Here is a 21,089-nt window from a genome sequence, read left to right as displayed (position 1 = left end):
GACTTTTGTTACTCTTGTCCCCCCCTTGTGTTTTGGGGGGTTAGGGGGGATCTCCGGGGTAATAAAACACAGGTAGACTTTGAGAAGACTCCTAACAGTCTCTTGTTTCCCCCTTGTGTTTTGGGGGGTTAGGGGGGATCTCCACAATTTTTAATATCCCGTAGCGCAGAATGCGGCCCAAAACTTGGGATGGCCCAAAGGTGGTTTATCTTCTGGCCAGTAGGTTAACCGCTTGTTGAATTCTCTCATCCATGTTTCATCTAATTTTAAGGATTCAACCCAAATTTTCAAATCCTGTTTGCTGACGGCGCGCATCCAGTTTTGGGCAGCGTTGACAGCGACAGCTACCGATATTTCGCGGTGCAACTCCTGATAAAATTTTATCATAAAAATTGCCGTTGCCAAATCATCGACGCTCCATAAAGTGCTGACAACATTCAAACTCCCAGCATACAAGAAGCCGCTGGGTAAACCTATGTACTCATCAGTGATTGCGGTGGAGTTGGTTAACCCGGTTTCGCAGGCGGAGAGTGTCACGAGGCTGCACCTACTTAACTCTAATTCTGCAAAGATTTCTCGCAAAGTTAGGCATTTTTCGGGGATGGCTTTTCGGCCGTCGCGCATGGTGACATAGCGCTGTTTTTTGACTTTATTCTCTTGAAGCCCCCCCTTACCAAGGGGGGGTTGGGGGGGGTTAATTTCGGGGATTTGCGGCGGGTTAATTTCTGAGGTTGTTTCTATGGAATCGGCTAAGGCTAGAAGGGACAGCAGCGGATTGTCAAAGTTGAATAGTCCGTGGCACGCAAAGTGGATATAGGTGGCTTTTGAGAGGGTTTCTCGGTTTTCGGTAAAGGCGAGTTTTGTGGCTTGTTTGTTGATCAGAATATTGTGGGGGGTGAATCTGGTTTTGATGGTTTCTACTTCCATATCCGCGTTGAACAAATCTTCGGTGGGATTCTGGATGGCAAATAATGGCTGGTGTTCGGGTGGGGGAGATTTGCGGGTTTTGAGGCGGGTTTGTACGAGTTTCAGGAGTTGCAAACTGGGGGCGTATTTCACGCCGTTGGGGAAGCAGTCTAAGAAGTTGCCGCCAAAGTTGGTTTTTTGAGTAAATCTAGTTTGTGATGTGAATTCTAGGGCGTGGAGGGGGAATAAATGCAGGTAGCGGTGGGGGACTAAGATTAGTTGTTGGCAATGATTGGGGATGCGGGCGACTATCTCGTTTAGCTGCAAGATTTCGGATAGTTTTTGGAGTTTTGCGGATAGGGTGTGTTGCCAGATTATGTTTTGATTTTTGCCGCCTCGATATTGTTCGAGATATTGTTTTTGCCAGGTTTCTAGTTCGGTTATTTCGGTTGTGGTGTATGTGACTAATTCTATGCTGTTGCGGGTGATGATGAAGGCAGATCCCCCCCAGCCCCCCTTAAGAAGGGGGGAGTTTGAGTTGGACTCGTTGATGGTGATGCTGGGATCTGATCCCCCCCTGCCCCCCTCAGTAAGGGGGGAGTTTGAGTTGGACTCGTTGATGGTGATGCTGGGATCTGATCCCCCCCTGCCCCCCTTAAGAAGGGGGGAGTTAGAGTTGCCGATGTACCATTCTACGATGGCGGTTTTTGGATCTAATGTTTGCTGGAATTCGGCGATGTCTATGGGTGAGATTTTTTGAGTTAGTTTGAATTCTGGTTCTCGCTGTTTGAAGATTTCTAGGAATTGTTCTAGTTGCTGTAATGCTGTTGCTAATTTGTCTTTTTGTTGTTGTTGTGATTGGGGGGTGAGGGTGCGGGTTTGAGTTGTGCGTTGTGTGTCTGAGTCTTGGGGAACCCCCCCCGGCCCCCCCTTGCTAAGGGGGGGAGTTGGAGTGGGTGTTGATGTTTCTAGGGATTGTTGGAGGGTGGCGATTTGGCGGCGCAGGTTTTGGAGTTGCTGTTTTTCGGTTTCGGTGGCTGTTTTGGGATAGATTTCGCTGTTGGTGAAGAGTTCGACTAGGTAGCGGGATTTGCTGCGTTCTATTGTTTGAATGGCTTTGTGATATTGTTGGTGGTTGATGCAGGATTGGATCATTTTTTCGTAGACGTTGAGGTTTTCTCCGATGATTTCTCGTTTGCGTTTTTCGGAGGCAATCCACTCGCGGCTTTGTTCGACTGCTTCGATCGCTTTTTCGTAGCCGAAGATGGCTGTTTCCCACTGTTCTATATCGAATGCAGTATTTCCTAAATTGCGCCCAGCTTTCAAACAGCTAAGGGGTAAAGCATCCGGTTTGAAGATTTCTAAGGATAACTTAAAACATTTTATAGCTTCTGAAATTATTCCTTTGTCTTCATAAGCATAGGCAAGATTTTCTTGAGTCATCGCCCAATCTTGGGGGAAAGCATCGCGGGTGTAAACGGACAAAGCTAATTCATAACAGGATCTCGCCCTTTCTAGATTATCGCCCCTGTCTCCCTTGATTCTGTCACAGTAAGCAGCAGCCAAATTATTTTGAGTCATTGCCCAATCTTGGGGGAAAGCATCGCGGGTGCGAACGGACAAAGCTAATTCATAACAGGATATCGCCCTTTCTAGATTATCGCCCCTGTCTCCCTTGATTCTGTTTCTGTAAGCAATTGCCAAATTATTTTGAGTCGCCGCCCAATCTTGGGGGAAAGCATCGCGGGTGCGAACCGACAAAGCTAATTCATAACAGGTGATCGCTTTTTCTAGATTATCGCCCCTGTCTCCCTTGATTCTCTGGCTGTAAGCATTTGCCAAATTATTTTGAGTCATCGCCCAATTTTGGGGGAAAGCATCGCGGGTGCGAACCGACAAAGCTAATTCATAACAGGATCTCGCTTTTTCTAGATTATCGCCCCTGTCTCCCTTGATTCTGTGGCTGTAAGCAATTGCTATACTGTTTTGAAACATTGCCCACTTTTCTGAGTAAGCTTCGCGAGTACAAATAGTTAATCCTATATCCAGACAAGCAATCGCAATCTCTATGTTGCTTCTGCGACTGCCTTGCTGAAGACTTGAAAATTTTAGATTTAAATTGTATAAAATATTGGCACGAGTTTCTGCTTGGTGTGCATCCAAGTTGGGCAGTGTTTCTGTTGCCCACTCTCGCAAATATTGGGCAAATTCATCGTCTAATAATTCTAGATTGGCTTGCAGGATGGCGGTTTGTTCTTCGCTATCCCAGGTGAGGAGAGATTCAATTAGGGTGAGATAGGCTTGGCGGCGTGGTTGGTTCATTTTTGACTACCCATATTTGTTGAATTTTACATCTTTTGTGGGGGGAATGCAAGGTTTTTTTGCACAAGAGGTTTACCCAGATTTGGTAGGGGCGGGTTCACCAACAATATTTAACGAATACTGACAATCTAGATAAACCCGCCCTCCACAACGGATCGCCTACATTAACCTGAAATTTGCATCGCATCACAGAAGGTAGGTTCCTATTTTTAGTTGGGGTTGGGCGGGTTTTTGAGATGGTGGATTATGGGCAATTATGGTTGGTGAACCCGCCCCTACATCTTGTGATTTTTGGTTGGTAACGGATTTAACGGATTAATTACGGATGGGAAATCTATTTAAATAGTGAATGGGCTAACAGGGCGGCTTGAGTTCGATCGCGCAAATTCAACCTGCTCAAAATATTTGTGACGTAGTTCTTTACTGTATTTTCCGACAAAAATAAGGTTTGAGCAATCTCTCGGTTGTTCGCGCCGTTCGCTATTAGACGCAAAACTTCTAATTCTCTGGGGGTGAGTTGTTCTAATTCTGGGGGTGAAACAACGGCGGGATTTGTTACTGCAGGTGTCATCAAAGCTTTTTCAAACAATCCGGGGCCGAGTTGGGTGTGTCCTTTGTAAACAGCGCGAATTGCTAGGGCTAGTTCGTCGGGTTCGGTGTCTTTTAGCAGGTAGCCTTTTGCACCGAGTCGCATGGCTTGGCTGACGTATTCGTCGTCGTCAAAGGTGGTTAATACTAGGACTTTGGTGTCGGGATGGGATTTGGCGATGGCTGCGGTTGCTGCTACGCCGTCCATCACGGGCATCCGAATGTCCATCAGTACGATGTCTGGCTGTAATTTGGGGATTTGATCTACGGCCTGTTGTCCGTTTTCGGCTTCGCCGATTACTTGCATATCTGAGTAGCATTCTAGCATACTTTTGATGCCGCGGCGTATGATATGGCGATCGTCTACTAGCAATATTTTAATCATATATAGTTCGGGAATTGGGAATTGGGAATTGGGAATTGGGAATTGGGAATTGGGCTCTAGCGTTGCGGAGGGATGGGCCAAACAGGGCATGGGGAATTGGTAATTGGGAATTGCTTGCTCCTGTAGGCGACGGCGGTTTAAACCGCGTCTACACAGGCAAAACCCTTCTGGTGCGGGTTGAATAGGGAATGTTTAAAATTACGTTGTTTTCCTCAGTCGGCGTCCGGCGGACATCGTTTGTGTAGGATTGGTTTCAACCGCCGTCTTATCTTATACATGAAATCTCCTAAATGTTTTGAGAGGGCAAAGAAACGGAAATTCGGCAACCGTTTCCTGACTCGCTGTAAATCACAAATTGACCTCCCGCTGCGGCCACTCGTTCTCGCATTCCTTGCAGTCCAAATCCTGTGGTATTCTGAGCGGGATCGAAGCCTTTGCCGTTGTCGGAAATTGATAAATGAATCTGTCCGGCGTGGTGCTGCAATCCAACTGTTACTATTGTGGCATCGGCGTGTTTGTGAATATTTGTCAGGGATTCTTGCACAATTCTGTACAGTGTGGTATTCATTTCTTGAGATAGCGGAACTGGTAAGCGGATTGAGTTGGATACTTCGATCGCTCTCAGGCGCTGAAAGTCTTGCAGCAGTTTGTCGATCGCACTTTCGAGCGATAATCCTTGTAAAGGGTGCGATCGCAATACGGACACAGATTTGCGAATTTCTAAGAATGCTTCCGATCCGAGTTGTTTGGCTTGTTTCAGAAACTCCAGCGCTTTCTCATCCTCGGAATTCCAGAACAATAGGGCGTTATTTAGCTGAATTGTTTGAGCGGCCAGGGTGTGCCCGAGTCCGTCGTGGATTTCGCGGGCAATTCGGTTGCGTTCTTGCAGTGTTGCTTGGTCTTCTATGCGAAGTGCGTAGTGGCGCAGTTGCTCGTTAGTTATGGCTAATTTGTCGTGGGCAATTTCTAATTCCTCTCGGCTTTGGCGTTCGGCAATTAAGGCATTTATTAATAGCAAGGCAAATACTAATGTCAATCCAAATAATAATACGTTGCTCACCCGCCATTCCCAAACTGTGGGGATGACTTTTTCCCGTAAAATTGGTTTTGATAAAATCAGCCAGCTATAGGACACTAGGGCTAAACCCAAGACTGTCACCTGCCCGGGCTGCCGGAAAATGAGGCAACTCCGCATCAGCAGGACGAGAAATAGCAAAAAGCTCGATCGGCTAGATAAGCCTTCGCAAACAATCGGCAGCAAAATTAAGCTAAATTCCAGGGCGGTAAATAAAAGTTTTCTACCCAGCCGTACTGTTGGTAAACGCAACCCGATGAGGCCGAAAAGTGCGATCGCGCCCACGCGCAACAGCGGCGACCAAAACGATCGAAACGGGTGCAGAACTTCCATGAATGCTGCTGTCGCCAGCAGCAGCCACTCCAAATACAGCAATAAACGAAAGGATGGATAGGTCAAGCGAATCATAGAATTTTTCCCCATCAATATCTGGAGCGATTCAAGTAATGGCGCTGACCTTATTGTAAATGGTATCTTGGAGTTGAAAAACATATTACCCCCTTATGTTCGGAAGGAAGTTCGGCAACGGATGTAATGGATGGATGTTGAAGGAATTGGTAATAGGGGAATTGGTAATTGGGAAAAAGGTAATTGGGAAAAAGGTAATTGGGAAAAAGGTAATTGGGAAAAAGGTAATTGGGAAAAAGGTAATTGGGCAATTCTCCCCCTCTGGCATTCTCCCACTCTCCCCATCTCCCCCTCTGGCATTCTCCCATTCTCCCATTCTCCCACTCTCCCCCTCTCCCCCTCTCCCACTCTCCCCTTTTGCCATAACAGCTTAGCCAATGCGCGATCGCACTTACTAGAGGATTTTCGACTGACTTTAGGATGTGGGACTAGGAAAAAAGTCACAAGCCCCATGTGCTTTTTGACTGGTGAGGTTAGGAAAATTGCGTCATGCGCCGATCGATTTTACGCTATAACATTGGTGAAACAAGGTTAATTTGAGGCAGTGAATCATGAAAAGTACGATCGCACCAGCATTTATTCTCGCCGGCGCCATGTTGATAGGCGGTTTGTCGGCTTGTGCGCCATCTAACACCCCGGAAGCTTCGGAATCTAATGCAGCTAAGGAAAATCCGGTAAGTTCAGCGAAACCGAAGGCGGATGTTGTTTCCTCAGATACCTCTAAACCGGATGCGACTGCGGCGACTCCAGTCAGTTCATGGGAAACAAAAGCGGATGCTGCTGCTTCTAAAGATGCTAAATCTGACGCGGTGGCTGCAAATCCCACAAATTCCCAGAAACCGAAGCTTTCTGATGCTGAACGCGCACAGAAGCGCAAGGAAGTTAGTGAAAAACTCGCAAAGGTGCTGACGCCCGAACAGTACAAACAGTTGGACGCTAAGCTGAAGTCGGGTGAAAAAATGCGTAAAGCTTTGACTGAAATTAATCTCACTGCTGAACAAAAGCCCAAAGTTAAGGCGATTCTCAAGGAGGCTTATCCTCGCGCGCAAAATGGGCAAAAGCCGTCTGAAACTAAGGCTCAGTAATGCTCTGAGAACAAGTTTTGTGCGATCGCAATTATAAGTTTTTTGGGTTTTTGTAGGGTGCGTCAGGAAGTTGATTTTTTGTGGATTGCTGATTGTTTGGTCTGACGCACCCTACAAGAGACTGGAATTGCCTAAATCTTGGATTGAGAGGTTAACCGCAGATTTAAAGCAGATTAACACTGATTGACGCAGATAAATTCTAGATGGGAAAGCGAGTTATAGAAAAGGTCTAATAACTGTTATTAAGAGTCCGAGCTATTTTTATACGGAGGTTTGTGATGATCGAGGAAATTATTAATGACAGTCGGAATGGCACTCGCCCTAAAGTTTCTGGGGAAAATATGAAGCTGAACGAGCAACCGACCCACAACGTTGAAATTGTCGATCTAGTTCCGAATCGCACTCTTCGTGAAGTGGCTCAGGAATCTTCAACTTTGCCGGAAAGTGAATCTATAAATAATGATGTTTTAACTGAAGAACCGAAGACCCAAAAGGTGCTGGCGAAAGGGCGGATTGGGCTGTTTTTGTTGGCGTTGTTGCTGATAGGAGGTTTGGGTTTTTTGGTTTGGCAGCGCGCGATCGCTCCGAAACCGGAAAAAGCTAGCCGCCGCAGCGGTAGAATGCAAGTGACTCCGGTGATGGTGGCGGCGGTGACTAAAAAAACGGTGCCGATTCAGTTACAGGCGATCGGCAATGTACAATCGGGTTCTACTGTCTCGGTGACAGCACAGGCTAGCGGGCGGGTTACAGGAGTTTATTTTAAGAAAGGGCAAGAAGTTAAGAAAGGACAGTTGCTGTTCTCGATCGACGATCGCTCTCAAACTGCGTCGATCCAACAAGCTCAAGGCATTGTAGCAAAAGACCGAGCGCAGGTGCAACAAGCGATGTCAAATCTTGCTAAAGATTTAGGAGTTGTTGAACAAGCTAGGGCGACTCTTGATAAGGATAGAGGAATTGTCGAACAAGCTAAGGCGACTCTGGAAAAAGATCGGGGAATTGTCGAACAAGCTAAGGCGACTCTGGCGAAGGATAAGGGAGTTGTTGAACAGGCGAAAATGACTCTGGAAAAAGACTTAGGTGCGGTTAAGCAGGCGATCGCAACTTTAACAAAAGATCGAGCGCAAGCTGAATATGCCGCAGCCCAAAGTCAACGTTATGCAGAGCTCTACAAACAAGGAGTAATCAGTCAAGATCAGGCGCAACAATATGCTACCAGCAGTCGCGCCGCTGCGGCAACGGTGGAGCTTGACAAACAGGCGATCGCAAATGCGGAAACTGCGGTTAAGAGCGATCGCATTGGCATCGCGAATGCGGAGGCTGCCGTCAAAGGTGACGAGGTGGCGATCGCAAATGCGGAAACTGCGGTGAGGAGCGATTTAATCGGAATTGAGAACGCTCAGACGGCGGTGAAGAGCGATTTAGTGGGGATTGACAATGCTCGGGCTGTCGTTGAGGGCGATCGGGCTGCGATCGAGGGTGCTCAGGCTAGTGTTAGCGCCGACGGCGGTAGTTTGCAAAATGCTCAAGTGCAATCATCCTATACTAAGGTGTTTTCGCCGATCGACGGACGCGCCGGAAATATTCTAGTCACAGAAGGCAATGTCGTGCAACCAAGCACCGACAAACCCTTAGTAACCATCTCCCAAATCAATCCGATTCAAGTTGCCTTTTCGGTTCCCGAATCAAACTTACCAGACATCCAAAAATACGCAGAAAACGGCAAGCTGAAAGTTGATGTCACCTTTGCGGGAAACAATAAACCGATATCAGGCACTTTGTCCTTTGTAAATAATACGGTTGATAATTCCACAGGCTCAATTCAACTGATTGGCGATTTTAATAACTCCGACGGTAAACTATTCCCCGGTCAATTCGTCAATACTACATTAACCTTATCTCAACAACCAAATGCGATCGTTGTGCCGTCGCAAGCAGTACAAACCGGCCCGAAAGGACAGTTTGTGTTTGTCGCGCAGTTCGACGATACAGTAGATAATGTGCCTGTGGTTGTCGGGAATACAATCAATGGTTTAACTGTCATCAAAAAAGGTCTGAATGCGGGCGATGATGTTGTCATCGACGGACAAGCTAATCTGGTTGATGGCGGCCAAATAGTCGTTAAAACCCCAGGGGATGCTAGAGATAATTCAGATTCTACTAAAGGCGGTAATTCAGACACATCAGGGGATAATAAATCTGGCGGTGATTCCAATTCATCGGGAAATAAATCAGGGAAATCGCGCAAAAATCCTTAGGATAATAGGTTTGAGATTTTGGATGTGATGATTGGGCATAGATCCCCCCTAGCCCCCCTTAAGAAGGGGGGAACCGGAAGCGATCAAAGCCCGCCCGAGCAATTTTTGATTGAGGATTTTGGCAACACTCAAAGTCCTCCGGGAGGGGGATGCGAGGGGGATCGAGACTCAGCAAAAACCGAATGTTCTCAAATTAAGGCAATTATATTCTAATCTTAAACTGGTATAACTAAATGAACCTATCAGAACCATTTATCCGCCGTCCAATTATGACCACCCTGGTGATGGCGGCTATTCTAATCTTTGGTTGGATGAGTTATCGATTGCTGCCGATTAGCGATTTACCCAACGTCGATTATCCGACAATTCAAGTTAGCGCTTCCCGCCCCGGCGCCAGCCCGGAAACGATGGCTGCTTCGGTGGCGCGCCCGCTAGAAAAGCAATTTTCCAGCATCGCGGGACTCGATACGCTAACATCCACCAGTACCAGCGGCAAAACTCAAATTACCCTGCAATTCAATCTCAGTCACAATATTGATGATGCGGCGCAAGATGTGGAATCTGCAATTTCTTCGGCATCCGGCCAAATACCCAATGATTTGCCAAATCCGCCGACTTACAGCAAAGTCAATCCCGCCGACGGGCCAATTCTTTACCTTTATCTCACATCCCCAACTTTGCCGCTTTCTGAAGTTGATAACTACGCCCAAACTTATCTGGCGCAAAAGCTCTCGACAATCAACGGTGTGGCGCAAGTACAGATTTACGGTTCCCAAAAATATGCTGCTAGAATTCAACTCGATCCGCAGCAGTTAGCTACGCGACAAATTGGCATCGATAAAGTGCAAACTGCTATCCAACAAGGCAACGTTAATTTACCTACGGGAAGCCTTTCTGGTAGTCATAAAAACTTTACAGTCCAAACTAACGGACAGCTTAAAGATGCTGCGGCTTTCCGCCGTTTGATTGTGACTTACAAAAATGGACAGCCTGTTTATCTCGAACAATTGGGGCGAGTGGTTGACAGCGTAGAAAATACTCAACTTGCTAGTTGGTATAATAACGATCGCGCAATTATCCTCACAATCCAGAGACAGCCCGGTACAAATACCGTCGAAGTGGTAGATACGATTCAAAAATTGCTACCAAGTTTGCAAGCCCAGATGCCAAATTCGATCGCCCTTGGCGTCATGTACGATGCGTCTCAATCGATTCGCGAATCTGTCGATGATGTCCGGTTTACCCTCGTTTTGACGATCGCCCTTGTCATCTTAGTCATCTTCGTATTTTTACGCAACCTGTCAGCAACAGTCATTCCCAGCTTAGCGCTACCGGTATCGCTGATCGGCACCTTTGGCGTGATGCACCTGTTCGACTACTCCCTGGATAACTTGTCAATGATGGCCCTGACGCTATCTGTAGGCTTTGTAGTCGATGATGCGATCGTAATGCTCGAAAACATCGTCCGCCACATCGAAGAAGGAGAAACCCCACGAGAGGCTGCGCTAAACGGCTCTAGGGAAATCGGATTTACCATTTTATCGATGACGCTTTCCTTGGTGGCGGTGTTTATTCCGATGTTGTTTATGAGCGATTTGTTGGGGCGCTTGTTTCATGAATTTGCAGTCACGATTGCCGTTTCAATTTTGGTTTCCGGCTTTGTCTCTTTGAGTTTGACACCGATGTTGTGCAGTCGTTTTTTGCGATCGGCAAATCACGCCAATCAAAGCAGGCTTTATCAAGCTTCCGAGTATGTATTCGATCAATTTTTGAGTTTGTACGATTGGAGTCTCAAAATAGTCTTAAAATATCACCGCACCACGATGATTTTATCATTAGTAATGGTGTTCGCCACAGTTGGATTGTTCGTCGCAGTTCCCAAAGGCTTTATTCCCAGCCAAGATACCGGACAAATTACGGGCATTACTCAAGCCGCCCAAGATGCCTCCTTTGATGAATTAGTGCGGCACCAGCAAGCAGTTGTCAATGCGATTCGGGAAGATCCAAACGTGGAAGCAGTTAACTCGAACATCGGGGCGGGAGCGAGCGCAAATGGCGGCGGGGCGGCGGTTGCGGGAAATTCCGGCAGCTTGTTTGTGCGGCTGAAAGCGCGATCGCAGCGGCAGATGGGCGCTGACGAAATTGTGCAGAATTTGCGATCGCAATTAGCAGAAATTCCCGGCATTCAAGTCTTCTTGCAAAATCCTCCAGCCATCCCGCTGGGCACTCAACAAAGCACGGGATTGTACCAACTAACGTTGCAAAGTTCCGACGTTTTACCGCTGCGAAAATACGTGCCGCAACTGGTTGAAAAAATGAAAGCCATGTCGGAAATTCAGGATGTAAACAGCGATTTGCAGATGACTTCTCAAATCAAAGTTGATATCGATCGCGACAAAGCCTCAGCCTTAGGAATTACGGCGAGTCAAATCGAAAATACTCTGAGAAATGCCTACGGCGCTTACCAAGTTTCTACGATTTACGGTGCGAGCAACCAGTATCAAGTTATTTTGGAACTCGAACCAAAATATCAAAAAGATCCGAATGCTTTGATGCAGCTTTACATGGCGACAGCCAGCACTAATTCGAGTGATGTTTCTGGGAGTCAAGCGCAAGTACCGCTAGCAACGTTTGCGACAATTTCCCAAGGAGTCGCGCCACTAATTATCAACCACGTCGGGCGGATGAATGCTGCGACGATTTCCTACAATCTCGCGCCTGGTGTAGCGCTGGGAAGTGCCAATAGCGCGATCGACCAAATCGTCAAATCGGTGATTCCCGACAGCATCACGACGAATTATAAGGGCGCCAGTCAAGTGTTTCAAAGTTCGCTGCCGAGTTTGGGGTTTTTGTTGGCGATCGCAATTCTCGTCATCTATTTAATTCTGGGTATTCTGTACGAAGATTTCATCCATCCGATCACAATTTTGTCGGGATTACCTTCGGCGGGATTTGGCGCCTTGCTAACACTGATGTTGTTTGGCGTTGAGCTCAACGTTTACTCATTCATCGGCATCATCTTATTAGTAGGGATTGTCAAGAAAAATGGGATTATGATGGTCGATTTTGCGATCGAATCCCAGCGCCTCGACGGCAAAAAACCAGCGGAAGCAATCTATCAGGCGTGTTTAGTGCGCTTCCGACCGATTATGATGACTACAATGGCGGCATTAATGGGTACATTGCCGATCGCGCTGGGAGTTGGTGCAGGATCGGAATCTCGCCGCCCGTTAGGAATTGCCGTTGTCGGCGGACTTTTGTTTTCGCAAGTTTTGACACTGTATCTCACGCCTGTATTTTACATCTACATGGAATCGTGGCGAAAGAAACTTAGGGAGGTGAAATTTGGGCAAGTCTTTTATGTAAAAGGAGGAAGGTAAAATGACAAATATATTCGCTGTTTGTAGGGGTGATTCTAGCGACATTAGTATTAACTTAACCCGAAAGGCCGCCAGGGGTTTAAACCCCTGGCTAATAGCGAAACTCCTCTGAAGAGGACTAAAGAAATTTTCAAATTTATGCAAGATGACTTTAAAAAAGACTAAAAAAGACTAAAGAACTCATCAGTCCTCTTTAGAGGACTTCAGCTTTGAGGCAGGGGTTTAAACCCCTGCCGGACTCAGGTTTTAGTCCGAGTAATCGTAGTAAAAATGAGATAAGGTGCGTCGCCATAAGGTTGTGGATATTTAGTTAAGTATTTTCGAGGGCGACGCACCCTACAACTTTTTAATCCGTTACATCCCGTACATTGCTCGTTGCCGAACTTCCTTCATTTTATGAACCTATCAGAAATCTTTATCCGCCGCCCCGTAATGACTACCCTAGTCACAATCGGCATCCTAATCTTCGGTTTAATGAGTTATTTCCTGCTACCAATTAGCGCCTTACCGCACGTAGAATATCCCTTTGTCAGCGTCTCCGCCAGCCTACCGGGCGCAACCCCCGAAACAATGTCATCCTCAGTCGCCGCGCCGCTAGAAAGACAATTCACAGAAATAGCAGGCCTCAATTCATTTAACTCCACAAGTTCCACCGGTAGCGCCAACATTTCCCTGCAATTCGACTTCAGCCGCAGCGTAAATTCTGCTGCAAAAGACGTACAAGCTGCGATCGCAGCAGCAGCAGGTTCATTGCCCTCTGGAATGCCCAAACCGCCAACCTACCGCAAAGTTAACCCTTCAGTTGCACCGGTTCTTTACCTCTATTTGTATTCCAAAACCCTGCCAATTGCCGAAGTAGATGAAGCTGCAGAAGTGACCGTCGCCCAACCCATTTCTGCGATCGACGGCGTGGCGCAAGTGCAGGTTTACGGGCAGAAACAATATGCAGTCAGGATTCAACTCGATCCGCGAGAATTGACAGCGAGGGGCATCGGATTAGATCAAGTTAGAACAGCAGTTACGCAAGGAAATGTAAACTTACCAACCGGCAGCCTTTCCGGTGAAAATAAAAGCTATTTAATTCAGGTAAACGGTCAATTGAACACTGCGGCAGAATACCGATCGCTAATCGTTGCTTACCAAAACGGCGCAGCAGTGCGGCTGCAAGATTTAGGCAACGTGATTGACGACGTGCAGAATAACAAAGTCTTAAATTTGTACAGCGATAAAGAAGTTACAAATCAACCTGCAATCTTGCTTGCCGTGCAGCCTCAACCGGATGGAAATACTGTCGAAATCGTGGATGCGATCGCGCAAATGTTACCCGCACTCAAACAACAAATTCCCCAATCGATCGAAATGGGAATTATGTACGATCGATCGCAATCAATTCGGGCTTCTGTAGACGATGTTAAATTCTCCTTAATTTTGTCGGTGTGTCTGGTTGTTTTAGTAATTTTTATATTTTTGCGGAACCTCACAGCGACGCTAATTCCGAGTTTAGCTTTGCCGGTGGCGATTATCGGTACGTTTGCGGTGATGTATCAGTTGGGATACTCGTTAGATAACCTGTCTCTGATGGCGCTGACGCTTTCCGTGGGTTTTGTGGTGGATGATGCGATCGTAGTTTTGGAAAACATTGTGCGCCACCAAGAAATGGGAGAAGCGCCGCTAGAAGCAGCATTAAAAGGATCGAGAGAAATTGGTTTTACAATTCTATCAATGACGCTTTCATTGGTTGCCGTATTTATTCCACTCATGTTTATGAGTGGGTTAATCGGTAGATTATTCCATGAATTTGCTGTGACTATTTCGGTCGCTATTTTGGTTTCAGGATTTGTTTCTCTGAGCCTGACACCGATGTTGTGCAGTCGATTTCTCAAATCGTCCCACCACCAACGCCAAAACCGCTTGTACCGCATTTCGGAGCGGGGATTTGAGCTACTTTTGCAAGCATACGAATGGACGCTAAAACCTGTTTTAAAATACCGTTTTATGACGCTGATTGTTTCGGTAATTTTGCTGGGTTTGACGGCTTATCTATTTGTTCTAGTTCCCAAAGGCTTTATTCCAACCGAAGACACCGGACAACTGATGGCTAACACGAAAGGAGCGCAAGATATTTCGTTTGAGGATATGCTGCGCCACCAACAACAAATCGTTGATATCATTCGGAAAGATCCAAATATTGCAGCGTTGAATTCGACTGTAGGTGCTAGCGGGCCGAACGCATCGGCGAACAACGGACGGATTACAATTAGGCTCAAACCCCGATCGCAGCGCCGTCTCAGTGCCGACGAAATCATCCAAAAACTGACTCCGAAATTGCGCGGAATTCCAGGGATTCAAGCTTTTATACGTTCTCCTGCTGCGATTCCGATCGGCGGTCAACAAACAAATTCGCAATATCAGTTTACGGTGCAAAGTTTAGACTTGCAAGCGCTGCGTCAAGCGGTGCCCCAATTGTTAGCTAAAGTTAAAACGCTGCCGGGATTGCGCGGTGTCGATAGCGATTTGCAATTGAGCACGCCTCAACTGCAAGTTAAAGTCGATCGCGATAAAGCAGCAATCGTCGGCGTCAGCGCGCAACAAGTGCAGAAAACTCTCAGTGCTGCTTACGCTTCAGGACAGGTTTCGACGATTTATACTCCAAACAATCAATTTACGGTTGTGATGGAACTAAAGCCCGAATATCAGCGCGATCCGAGTGCTTTGTCGATGCTGTACGTGCGATCGACTACCGGACAAATGATCTCGTTAAGTGCGATCGCCAATATCACCCAAACAGTCGGCCCGCTCACAGTCAATCACCTCAGCGGACTGCCTTCTGCTACAATCTCTTTTGATACTCTCCCAGGCACATCCCTAAGTCAAGCAACCGCTGCGATCGAGAAAGTTGCTAAGGAAGTTTTACCGCCGTCAGTGACAACAAGTTTCCAAGGTTCAGCGCAGGTATTCAACCAATCATTTAACGATTTAGGTTGGTTGTTAGTCGTTTCGATTGTGGTAATTTATCTGATTCTCGGCATTTTGTACGAGGATTTTATTCACCCGCTGACTATTTTGTCGGGTTTACCCTCAGCCGGATTTGGCGCGCTGCTAACCCTGGTAATCTGTGGGGTTGAACTCAATCTGTATTCGTTTATCGGGATTATTCTGTTGGTGGGAATTGTCAAGAAAAATGGTATCATGTTGGTGGATTTTGCGATCGAGAAACAGCGCCAAGACAGCATCGGCGCCTATGATGCCATCTACGAAGCTTGTATCGTGCGCTTCCGCCCGATTATGATGACGACGATGGCGGCGTTAATTGGCACTTTGCCGATCGCCCTGGGCGTGGGTAGCGGTTCGGAATCGCGCCGCCCGTTGGGAATTGCGATCGTCGGTGGATTGCTATTTTCGCAAATTTTAACGCTGTATCTGACTCCGGTATTCTATACTTATATGGAAGGCTGGAGAAAACAGTTAGGCAATCCCAAAATGAAGCTATCTGAATTTTTCTGGCGTCCGAAAACTCGACCGTCGAGTCGAAATTAATCGCAAGAATCGGCGGTTGAAACCGCCGTCTGATATTATCTCCTTAGTCGCTCAATAATCAGCGGAGGATCGCCTTTTTACATCTCTACTTTGATTATCTCGCTCTCTGCCTTTTTTCCTACCTTTTTTAATTTGCTGGCTCATTTCGACAAACAAATCCCTGCGCAAATAAGGATAATCGCTCACCCACACATCGCGGCTGGGAATGTAAATATCTGAAACTTTGGCAATTCTGCCCAAATCTTCTTGATTCGACATGATTAACATTAAAGCAGCTTGGCCGGGGACAATTCCCTGGTGTTCTTTCCGCAAGGGAGCTCTGAGTTTAGTAGTAAATCCCGTTTTGTCCCCAACTTCTAAATTTATTCGCGGTTCTAAGTTGTCTACAATTACGAGTTGTCCTTTTTGATTGACCGTTTCTTCTTGACTTGTGACTTCATCGGTGATATAAATATCCAATACTCGCCCTTGCCAAAAACCGCAGTATTGATATTTGCGGCATTCTGCATTCCGCAAACTAGCCCACAAAATCGGCCCCCACAACCAGTACAAACCCGCTATCAATCCGCTAATTAAAACTAGGGGCGCGACATCGGAACCGGCGAAGTTGTAGATTACCAGCACGAAAACTACGATGACGGCCGAGATTAACATTCGCCTCAAAAAATCTGGCGGTTTTCCCCAGATATATTTGTATTGCGCTCCCGTGGCGACGGCGGGAATTAGTTCTTGAAAGGTTTCTCGGGTTAAGGGAATTAGCATAATGGGTAATTGGTAATTGGTAATTGGTAATGGGTAATTGGTAATTGGTAACTGGTAATCGGTAATCGGTAATTGGTAATTGGTAATCGGTAATTGGTAATGGATGTCAACTTCTTACTCGTTTCTAGGCAGAGCCTAGAAACGCATATTCGGAGGCTCTGCCTCCTTTGTCCAGCCGAGGCAGAGCCTCGATTATATAGATTCCAAGGCTCTTCCTTGGAACCAGTTAATTACCAATTACCAATGACAACAGTCAACAGTCAACTGTCAACAGTCAACTGACAACTGACAACTGACTACAAGATTTTTTCCAATCCGTAAACGAGCGATCGCAATTCCAGGACTTTTCGCACCGACAACAAAACTCCGGGCATATAACAAGCCCGATCGCTCGTATCGTGCCGTAAAGTATAAACTTGACCGGGGCCGCCAAAAATTACTTCTTGGTGGGCAATTAAACCGGGCAAACGGATGCTGTGAATCCGAATCCCTTCATCCGCCACAGAGCCGCGAGCTCCGGCTAATTTTTCAGTTTCCTCAACCTCCGGCTGATTGAAAGTTTTGCCCAATTCTGCTAACATTTGGGCAGTTTGAATCGCGGTGCCGCTGGGAGCGTCGGCTTTTTGATTGTGGTGCAGCTCGATAATTTCTACGTGTTCAAAATACTGAGATGCCGTGACGGCGGCTTGTTGCAGCAGAACCATGCCGATCGAGAAATTGGGTACAATCAAACAGCCGATGCTGGCTTTGTCAGCGAATTCTGCTAAGTCTTCAATTTGCTTGCTGCTCAAGCCCGTAGTGCCGACTACGGGGCGAATCCCGTAAGCTATAGCCGATCGCACGTTTTCATAAACTGACGAAGGATGCGTAAAATCTACCATCACGCCTAACTGCTTTTCCTGAGCTGCCAATACCAGCATTCCTTGCAAGTCGTCAGTGACGGGAACTTCTAACGAGCCGCATCCGGCTAATTCCCCGGCATCGGCGTTGAGGCACTCAGGAGAGCGGTCTACAGCCCCAAATAAAGTCATGTCACTAGAATTTGCGATCGCCTTAATTACTTCGCGGCCCATCTTGCCGCCAGCACCGTTAACAATCACCGGAATCGGAAGTTGATTCGCCATAATCTCAAAAATATCCTGAAAGTTCGATCGACTAAATTTTAACGCTTGTGGGAATTTGGGGAAACAGGGGAATAAAAAACAGGACTTGTCGGCAAATCTTCAACAACCCGGTTTCCCACCCCAGAAATACTTTGCCAAATCGAGTTATTAGCTTAAATAAACTCGGTTTCGGCACAATTTCTGAAAAAATTACACTCAATCTCATAATAAGCTCAATTCTGTGGGAACAGACTTGTGCTCCGGAATTTGCACCCATATATTTTTTCTGTGACTGCCAAATTCTATCGAAATCTTCGTTCTGTACTGTCTGTCGCCACTGGCCTCGATCTGAGTTATCAAGGCCGGCGCGTCAGGATTTTGCCTGCCATGCTGGCGGGCGCGACTGTAACGTTGCTGAATATGGGAGTTCAGCGGTTGGGATGGCTGCAAAGCTGGGAATTGGGGAGTTTTGACTCGTTAGTGCGGTTGCAGCCCGATCCCGGCCCCGATCCGCGACTGCTGGTAGTGGGAATTTCTGAAGCTGATATTCAAGCTCTGGGGAGATTTCCGATTTCTGACGGTGCGATCGCCCAAACCTTGACAAAACTGCAAAAGTACCAGCCAAAAGTCATCGGTTTGGACTTGTACCGGGATTTGCCGCAACCACCGGGACACCGAGAATTGCTGGCCAAGCTGAAAGCACCAAATGTAGTGGCGATCGCCAAAATGAGCGATGCAGAAAGTCCCGGAGTCCCGGCGCCTCCAGGAATACCGCGCGATCGAATCGGTTTTAACGACTTCGTGATCGACGCTGACGGCGTGGTGCGCCGCCATTTACTCTCAGTCTCGCAAGCAAACAAGACTACTGCTTCCTCGTTTTCTTTGCAACTGGCTTTGCTGTATCTCAAAGACAGAGTGCAGCCGGCAGATAGCCCTGTCAATCCCCACCAAATCAACTGGGGCAAAGCAGAATTTGTGCCTTTAAAATCTGACAGCGGCGGCTATGCAAATCTCGATAGCAGAGGCTATCAAATTCTGCTCAAATACCGTTCTGGGAAAGAGGTGGCGCGACAAGTCAGTATCGCGCAGGTATTGAACGGCGAAATTGACCCAAGCTGGGTAAAGAACAAGATTGTGCTGATCGGGACGACTGCACCTAGTACCAGAGACCTGTTTCTGACGCCCTACAGTCCGGTTCAAAAACAAACTCCGAAAATGCCGGGGGTGATCCTGCACGCTCAAATGCTCAGCCAAATATTGAGTGCGGTTTTGGAGGGGCGATCGCTGTTTTGGATGTGGCCGCAATGGGCGGAAATTTTGTGGAACGGTTCTTGGGCGGTGCTTGGCGGGGTTGTGGCTTGGCGTATTGTGCACCCGGCGAGGGCGGGATTGGTTGGGGGTGCGGTGTTGATGGGGCTGTTGGGAATTAGTTTTGCGATTTTTATTGGGGGTGGGTGGGTGCCGCTGGTGTCGCCGGCTTTGGGTTTGGTGGTGACTGGTGTGGGTGTCAGCGCTTACAGGAAGCTTTACGATGCTTTTCACGACTCTCTGACGGGTTTGCCGAACCGGGATTTCTTTGTAGAGTGCTTGGCCCGGGCGATCGCCAATACTAGGGGCCGCCGCAGCTATCTGTTTGCGGTGCTGTTTCTCGATTTAGACCGGTTTAAGGTGATTAATGATTCTTTGGGTCATTTGGTGGGGGATGAACTGCTGATGGCGGTGGTGCTGCGGTTGAGGGCGATTATTGGCTCCGGGGATACTGTGGCGCGGGTGGGGGGCGATGATTTTGCAATTTTGGTGAGGAATGTTGATGTTGACACTGCGGTTAATTTGGCCGATCGCATCCACCAAGCTTTAATTGTGCCTTTTGAGTTCAAAGGGCAGGAGGTGTTTGTCACCGCGAGCATCGGGATTGCGGTGGGGGGCGAACCGGCTGCTACTGTCAGCGAACAGCCGGAACACTTGCTGCGGGACGCCCACACGGCGATGTACCGGGCGAAAGCTTTGGGAACGGGAAGGTACCAGGTGTTTAATGCTTCGATGCACGCTTTGGCTGTGGAGAGGTTGCAGTTGGAGACGGATTTGCGGATGGCCCTCAAGCGTCAGGAGTTTTTGCTGCACTACCAGCCGTTTGTATCTTTGGCTAGCGGGAAGATTATTGGGTTTGAGGCTTTGGTACGCTGGCAGCACCCGCAGCGGGGTTTGATTTCGCCCATGAAGTTTATTCCGGTGGCTGAGGAAACGGGGGCAATTGTGCCGCTGGGCGAGTGGGTGTTGGAGGAGGCTTGCCGGCAGTTGCGGCTGTGGGAGGAAATGTTTGATTTCGATCGCCCTTTGATTATGAGTGTAAATTTGTCGGGGAAACAGTTTGCTCAGCCGGATTTGGTCGATCGCCTGAAGGCTATTTTGGCGGCGACGGGTTTGAGTGCCGAGAGTTTGAAGTTGGAGATTACTGAGAGTGTGGTGATGGATGATGTGGAGTCGGCGATCGCAGTTTTGAAGCACATGAAAGCGTTAAATGTCAACTTGGGAATTGATGATTTTGGGACTGGTTATTCTTCGTTGAGTTATTTGAGCCGCTTTCCTACGGATACTTTGAAGGTTGATAAGTCGTTTGTGGGGCGAATGGAACTCGAAAGCGAGGGGGAGAATGTGGCGATCGTGCGGACGATTGTGACGCTGGCGCACGCTTTGGGGATGGATGTGATTGCTGAGGGTGTGGAGACGGCGGCACAATTAGCTAGATTGCGGGCGATCGGCTGCGAATACGGTCAGGGTTATTTTTTTGCTAAGCCCTTACCGAGCGAAGATGCGACTGCTTTGATGGCTTCCGAACCCCAGTGGTAGTTGTTAGTTATGGGTTATTGGTTATTGGTCATTAGTCATTAGTGATTATAGAGTTTATTTGAAAGAGCGATCGCCCTCCCCATCCCCAAAAAGAGCGATCGCTCTTTTTTGTGATGGCGAATGATGAGGGCGATCGAGCTTGCGGAGCCTCACATCCGTCGTTTCGGGCCCGGGGAGGATTGAGTTTCTCGATCGCTCACATATTGCTCTATCAAGTCGGACAATACCTCGCTCATGTTTTTGCCTTCCTTAGCGCAGGCAGCTTTGAACGAGTTCCGCAACTCTTCGGGAACGGAGGTTTTGACTACTGCTAACTTTTGCTTGTCGCTCAATTTTCCAACCAAACATTACTTTTCGTCCTATTGTCTCATTTTACTGCCAAAAACTTTTTAGTATGTACGGTCGCAATATACCAGATATGCTATAAATACTATAC

At 47.5% G+C, this 21,089-nt stretch carries 12 protein-coding genes; 6 read left to right on the top strand and 6 right to left on the bottom strand.

The genetic code is table 11. The features are described 5' to 3' along the window. Positions 1-150: 150 nt before the first annotated feature. From QUB63_RS20660 to QUB63_RS20650, 3 genes are all read right to left on the bottom strand, one after another. Positions 151-3,228, bottom strand: a complete 3,078-nt coding sequence (locus tag QUB63_RS20660; protein WP_332947168.1) for a CHAT domain-containing protein — start codon at positions 3,226-3,228, stop codon at positions 151-153. A gap of 334 nt (positions 3,229-3,562) precedes the next feature. Continuing rightward, the gene (locus QUB63_RS20655; protein ID WP_332947180.1) at positions 3,563-4,201 is read right to left on the bottom strand and encodes a response regulator transcription factor; all 639 of its coding nucleotides are present in this window, start codon (positions 4,199-4,201) and stop codon (positions 3,563-3,565) included. A 286-nt stretch (positions 4,202-4,487) separates the two neighbouring features. Next, positions 4,488-5,684 carry a sensor histidine kinase gene (locus QUB63_RS20650; protein WP_332947167.1) on the bottom strand — a complete coding sequence of 399 codons (1,197 nt, stop codon included), beginning with the start codon at positions 5,682-5,684 and terminating at the stop codon, positions 4,488-4,490. A 130-nt stretch (positions 5,685-5,814) separates the two neighbouring features. Between QUB63_RS20650 and QUB63_RS20645 the strand changes: the two genes are divergently transcribed. From QUB63_RS20645 to QUB63_RS20625, 5 genes are all read left to right on the top strand, one after another. Beyond that, the gene (locus QUB63_RS20645; protein ID WP_332947166.1) at positions 5,815-6,219 is read left to right on the top strand and encodes a hypothetical protein; all 405 of its coding nucleotides are present in this window, start codon (positions 5,815-5,817) and stop codon (positions 6,217-6,219) included. Positions 6,220-6,235: 16 nt separating this feature from the next. Beyond that, positions 6,236-6,769, top strand: a complete 534-nt coding sequence (locus tag QUB63_RS20640) for a hypothetical protein (protein WP_332947165.1) — start codon at positions 6,236-6,238, stop codon at positions 6,767-6,769. A gap of 278 nt (positions 6,770-7,047) precedes the next feature. Further along, positions 7,048-9,024: an efflux RND transporter periplasmic adaptor subunit gene (locus QUB63_RS20635; protein WP_332947164.1), complete on the top strand. Its 1,977-nt coding sequence runs from the start codon at positions 7,048-7,050 to the stop codon at positions 9,022-9,024. A gap of 233 nt (positions 9,025-9,257) precedes the next feature. Continuing rightward, positions 9,258-12,404, top strand: a complete 3,147-nt coding sequence (locus tag QUB63_RS20630) for an efflux RND transporter permease subunit (RefSeq protein ID WP_332947163.1) — start codon at positions 9,258-9,260, stop codon at positions 12,402-12,404. A gap of 396 nt (positions 12,405-12,800) precedes the next feature. Beyond that, entirely contained in the window at positions 12,801-15,941 is a 3,141-nt protein-coding gene (locus QUB63_RS20625) for an efflux RND transporter permease subunit (protein ID WP_332947162.1), read from the top strand. A gap of 51 nt (positions 15,942-15,992) precedes the next feature. On the opposite strand, the gene QUB63_RS20620 is transcribed toward QUB63_RS20625, so the two are convergent. Both QUB63_RS20620 and dapB read right to left on the bottom strand, forming a co-directional pair. Continuing rightward, entirely contained in the window at positions 15,993-16,703 is a 711-nt protein-coding gene (locus QUB63_RS20620; RefSeq protein ID WP_332947161.1) for a phosphate ABC transporter permease, read from the bottom strand. 296 nt (positions 16,704-16,999) lie between these two features. Then, positions 17,000-17,827, bottom strand: coding sequence for a 4-hydroxy-tetrahydrodipicolinate reductase (gene dapB / locus QUB63_RS20615; protein ID WP_332947160.1), 828 nt, complete (start codon positions 17,825-17,827; stop codon positions 17,000-17,002). 267 nt (positions 17,828-18,094) lie between these two features. On the opposite strand from dapB, the gene QUB63_RS20610 reads away from it, so the two are divergent. Further along, positions 18,095-20,653 (top strand): EAL domain-containing protein, encoded by a 2,559-nt coding sequence (locus QUB63_RS20610; protein ID WP_332947159.1) that lies wholly within the window; start codon positions 18,095-18,097, stop codon positions 20,651-20,653. A 149-nt stretch (positions 20,654-20,802) separates the two neighbouring features. Here the strand turns inward: QUB63_RS20610 and QUB63_RS20605 are convergent, their stop codons facing one another. Beyond that, a complete protein-coding gene (locus QUB63_RS20605) occupies positions 20,803-20,997 on the bottom strand; it encodes a plasmid partition protein ParG (protein WP_332947158.1) in 195 nt (64 codons plus the stop codon). Positions 20,998-21,089: the final 92 nt, after the last annotated feature.

Source organism: Microcoleus sp. ARI1-B5, assembly GCF_036705795.1.
In the GTDB taxonomy this organism is placed as follows: Bacteria; Cyanobacteriota; Cyanobacteriia; order Cyanobacteriales; family Microcoleaceae; genus Microcoleus.
The sequence above is the reverse complement of the archived record's forward strand: the minus strand, read 5'-3'. Positions and strand labels throughout refer to the sequence as shown.

Coding starts and splice junctions, on each gene's coding strand:
- QUB63_RS20660 (WP_332947168.1), bottom strand. CDS start 3,228: ATGAACCAACCACGCCGCCAAGCCTATCTCACCCTAATTGAATCTCTC.
- QUB63_RS20655 (WP_332947180.1), bottom strand. CDS start 4,201: ATGATTAAAATATTGCTAGTAGACGATCGCCATATCATACGCCGCGGC.
- QUB63_RS20650 (WP_332947167.1), bottom strand. CDS start 5,684: ATGATTCGCTTGACCTATCCATCCTTTCGTTTATTGCTGTATTTGGAG.
- QUB63_RS20645 (WP_332947166.1), top strand. CDS start 5,815: ATGGATGTTGAAGGAATTGGTAATAGGGGAATTGGTAATTGGGAAAAA.
- QUB63_RS20640 (WP_332947165.1), top strand. CDS start 6,236: ATGAAAAGTACGATCGCACCAGCATTTATTCTCGCCGGCGCCATGTTG.
- QUB63_RS20635 (WP_332947164.1), top strand. CDS start 7,048: ATGATCGAGGAAATTATTAATGACAGTCGGAATGGCACTCGCCCTAAA.
- QUB63_RS20630 (WP_332947163.1), top strand. CDS start 9,258: ATGAACCTATCAGAACCATTTATCCGCCGTCCAATTATGACCACCCTG.
- QUB63_RS20625 (WP_332947162.1), top strand. CDS start 12,801: ATGAACCTATCAGAAATCTTTATCCGCCGCCCCGTAATGACTACCCTA.
- QUB63_RS20620 (WP_332947161.1), bottom strand. CDS start 16,703: ATGCTAATTCCCTTAACCCGAGAAACCTTTCAAGAACTAATTCCCGCC.
- dapB (WP_332947160.1), bottom strand. CDS start 17,827: ATGGCGAATCAACTTCCGATTCCGGTGATTGTTAACGGTGCTGGCGGC.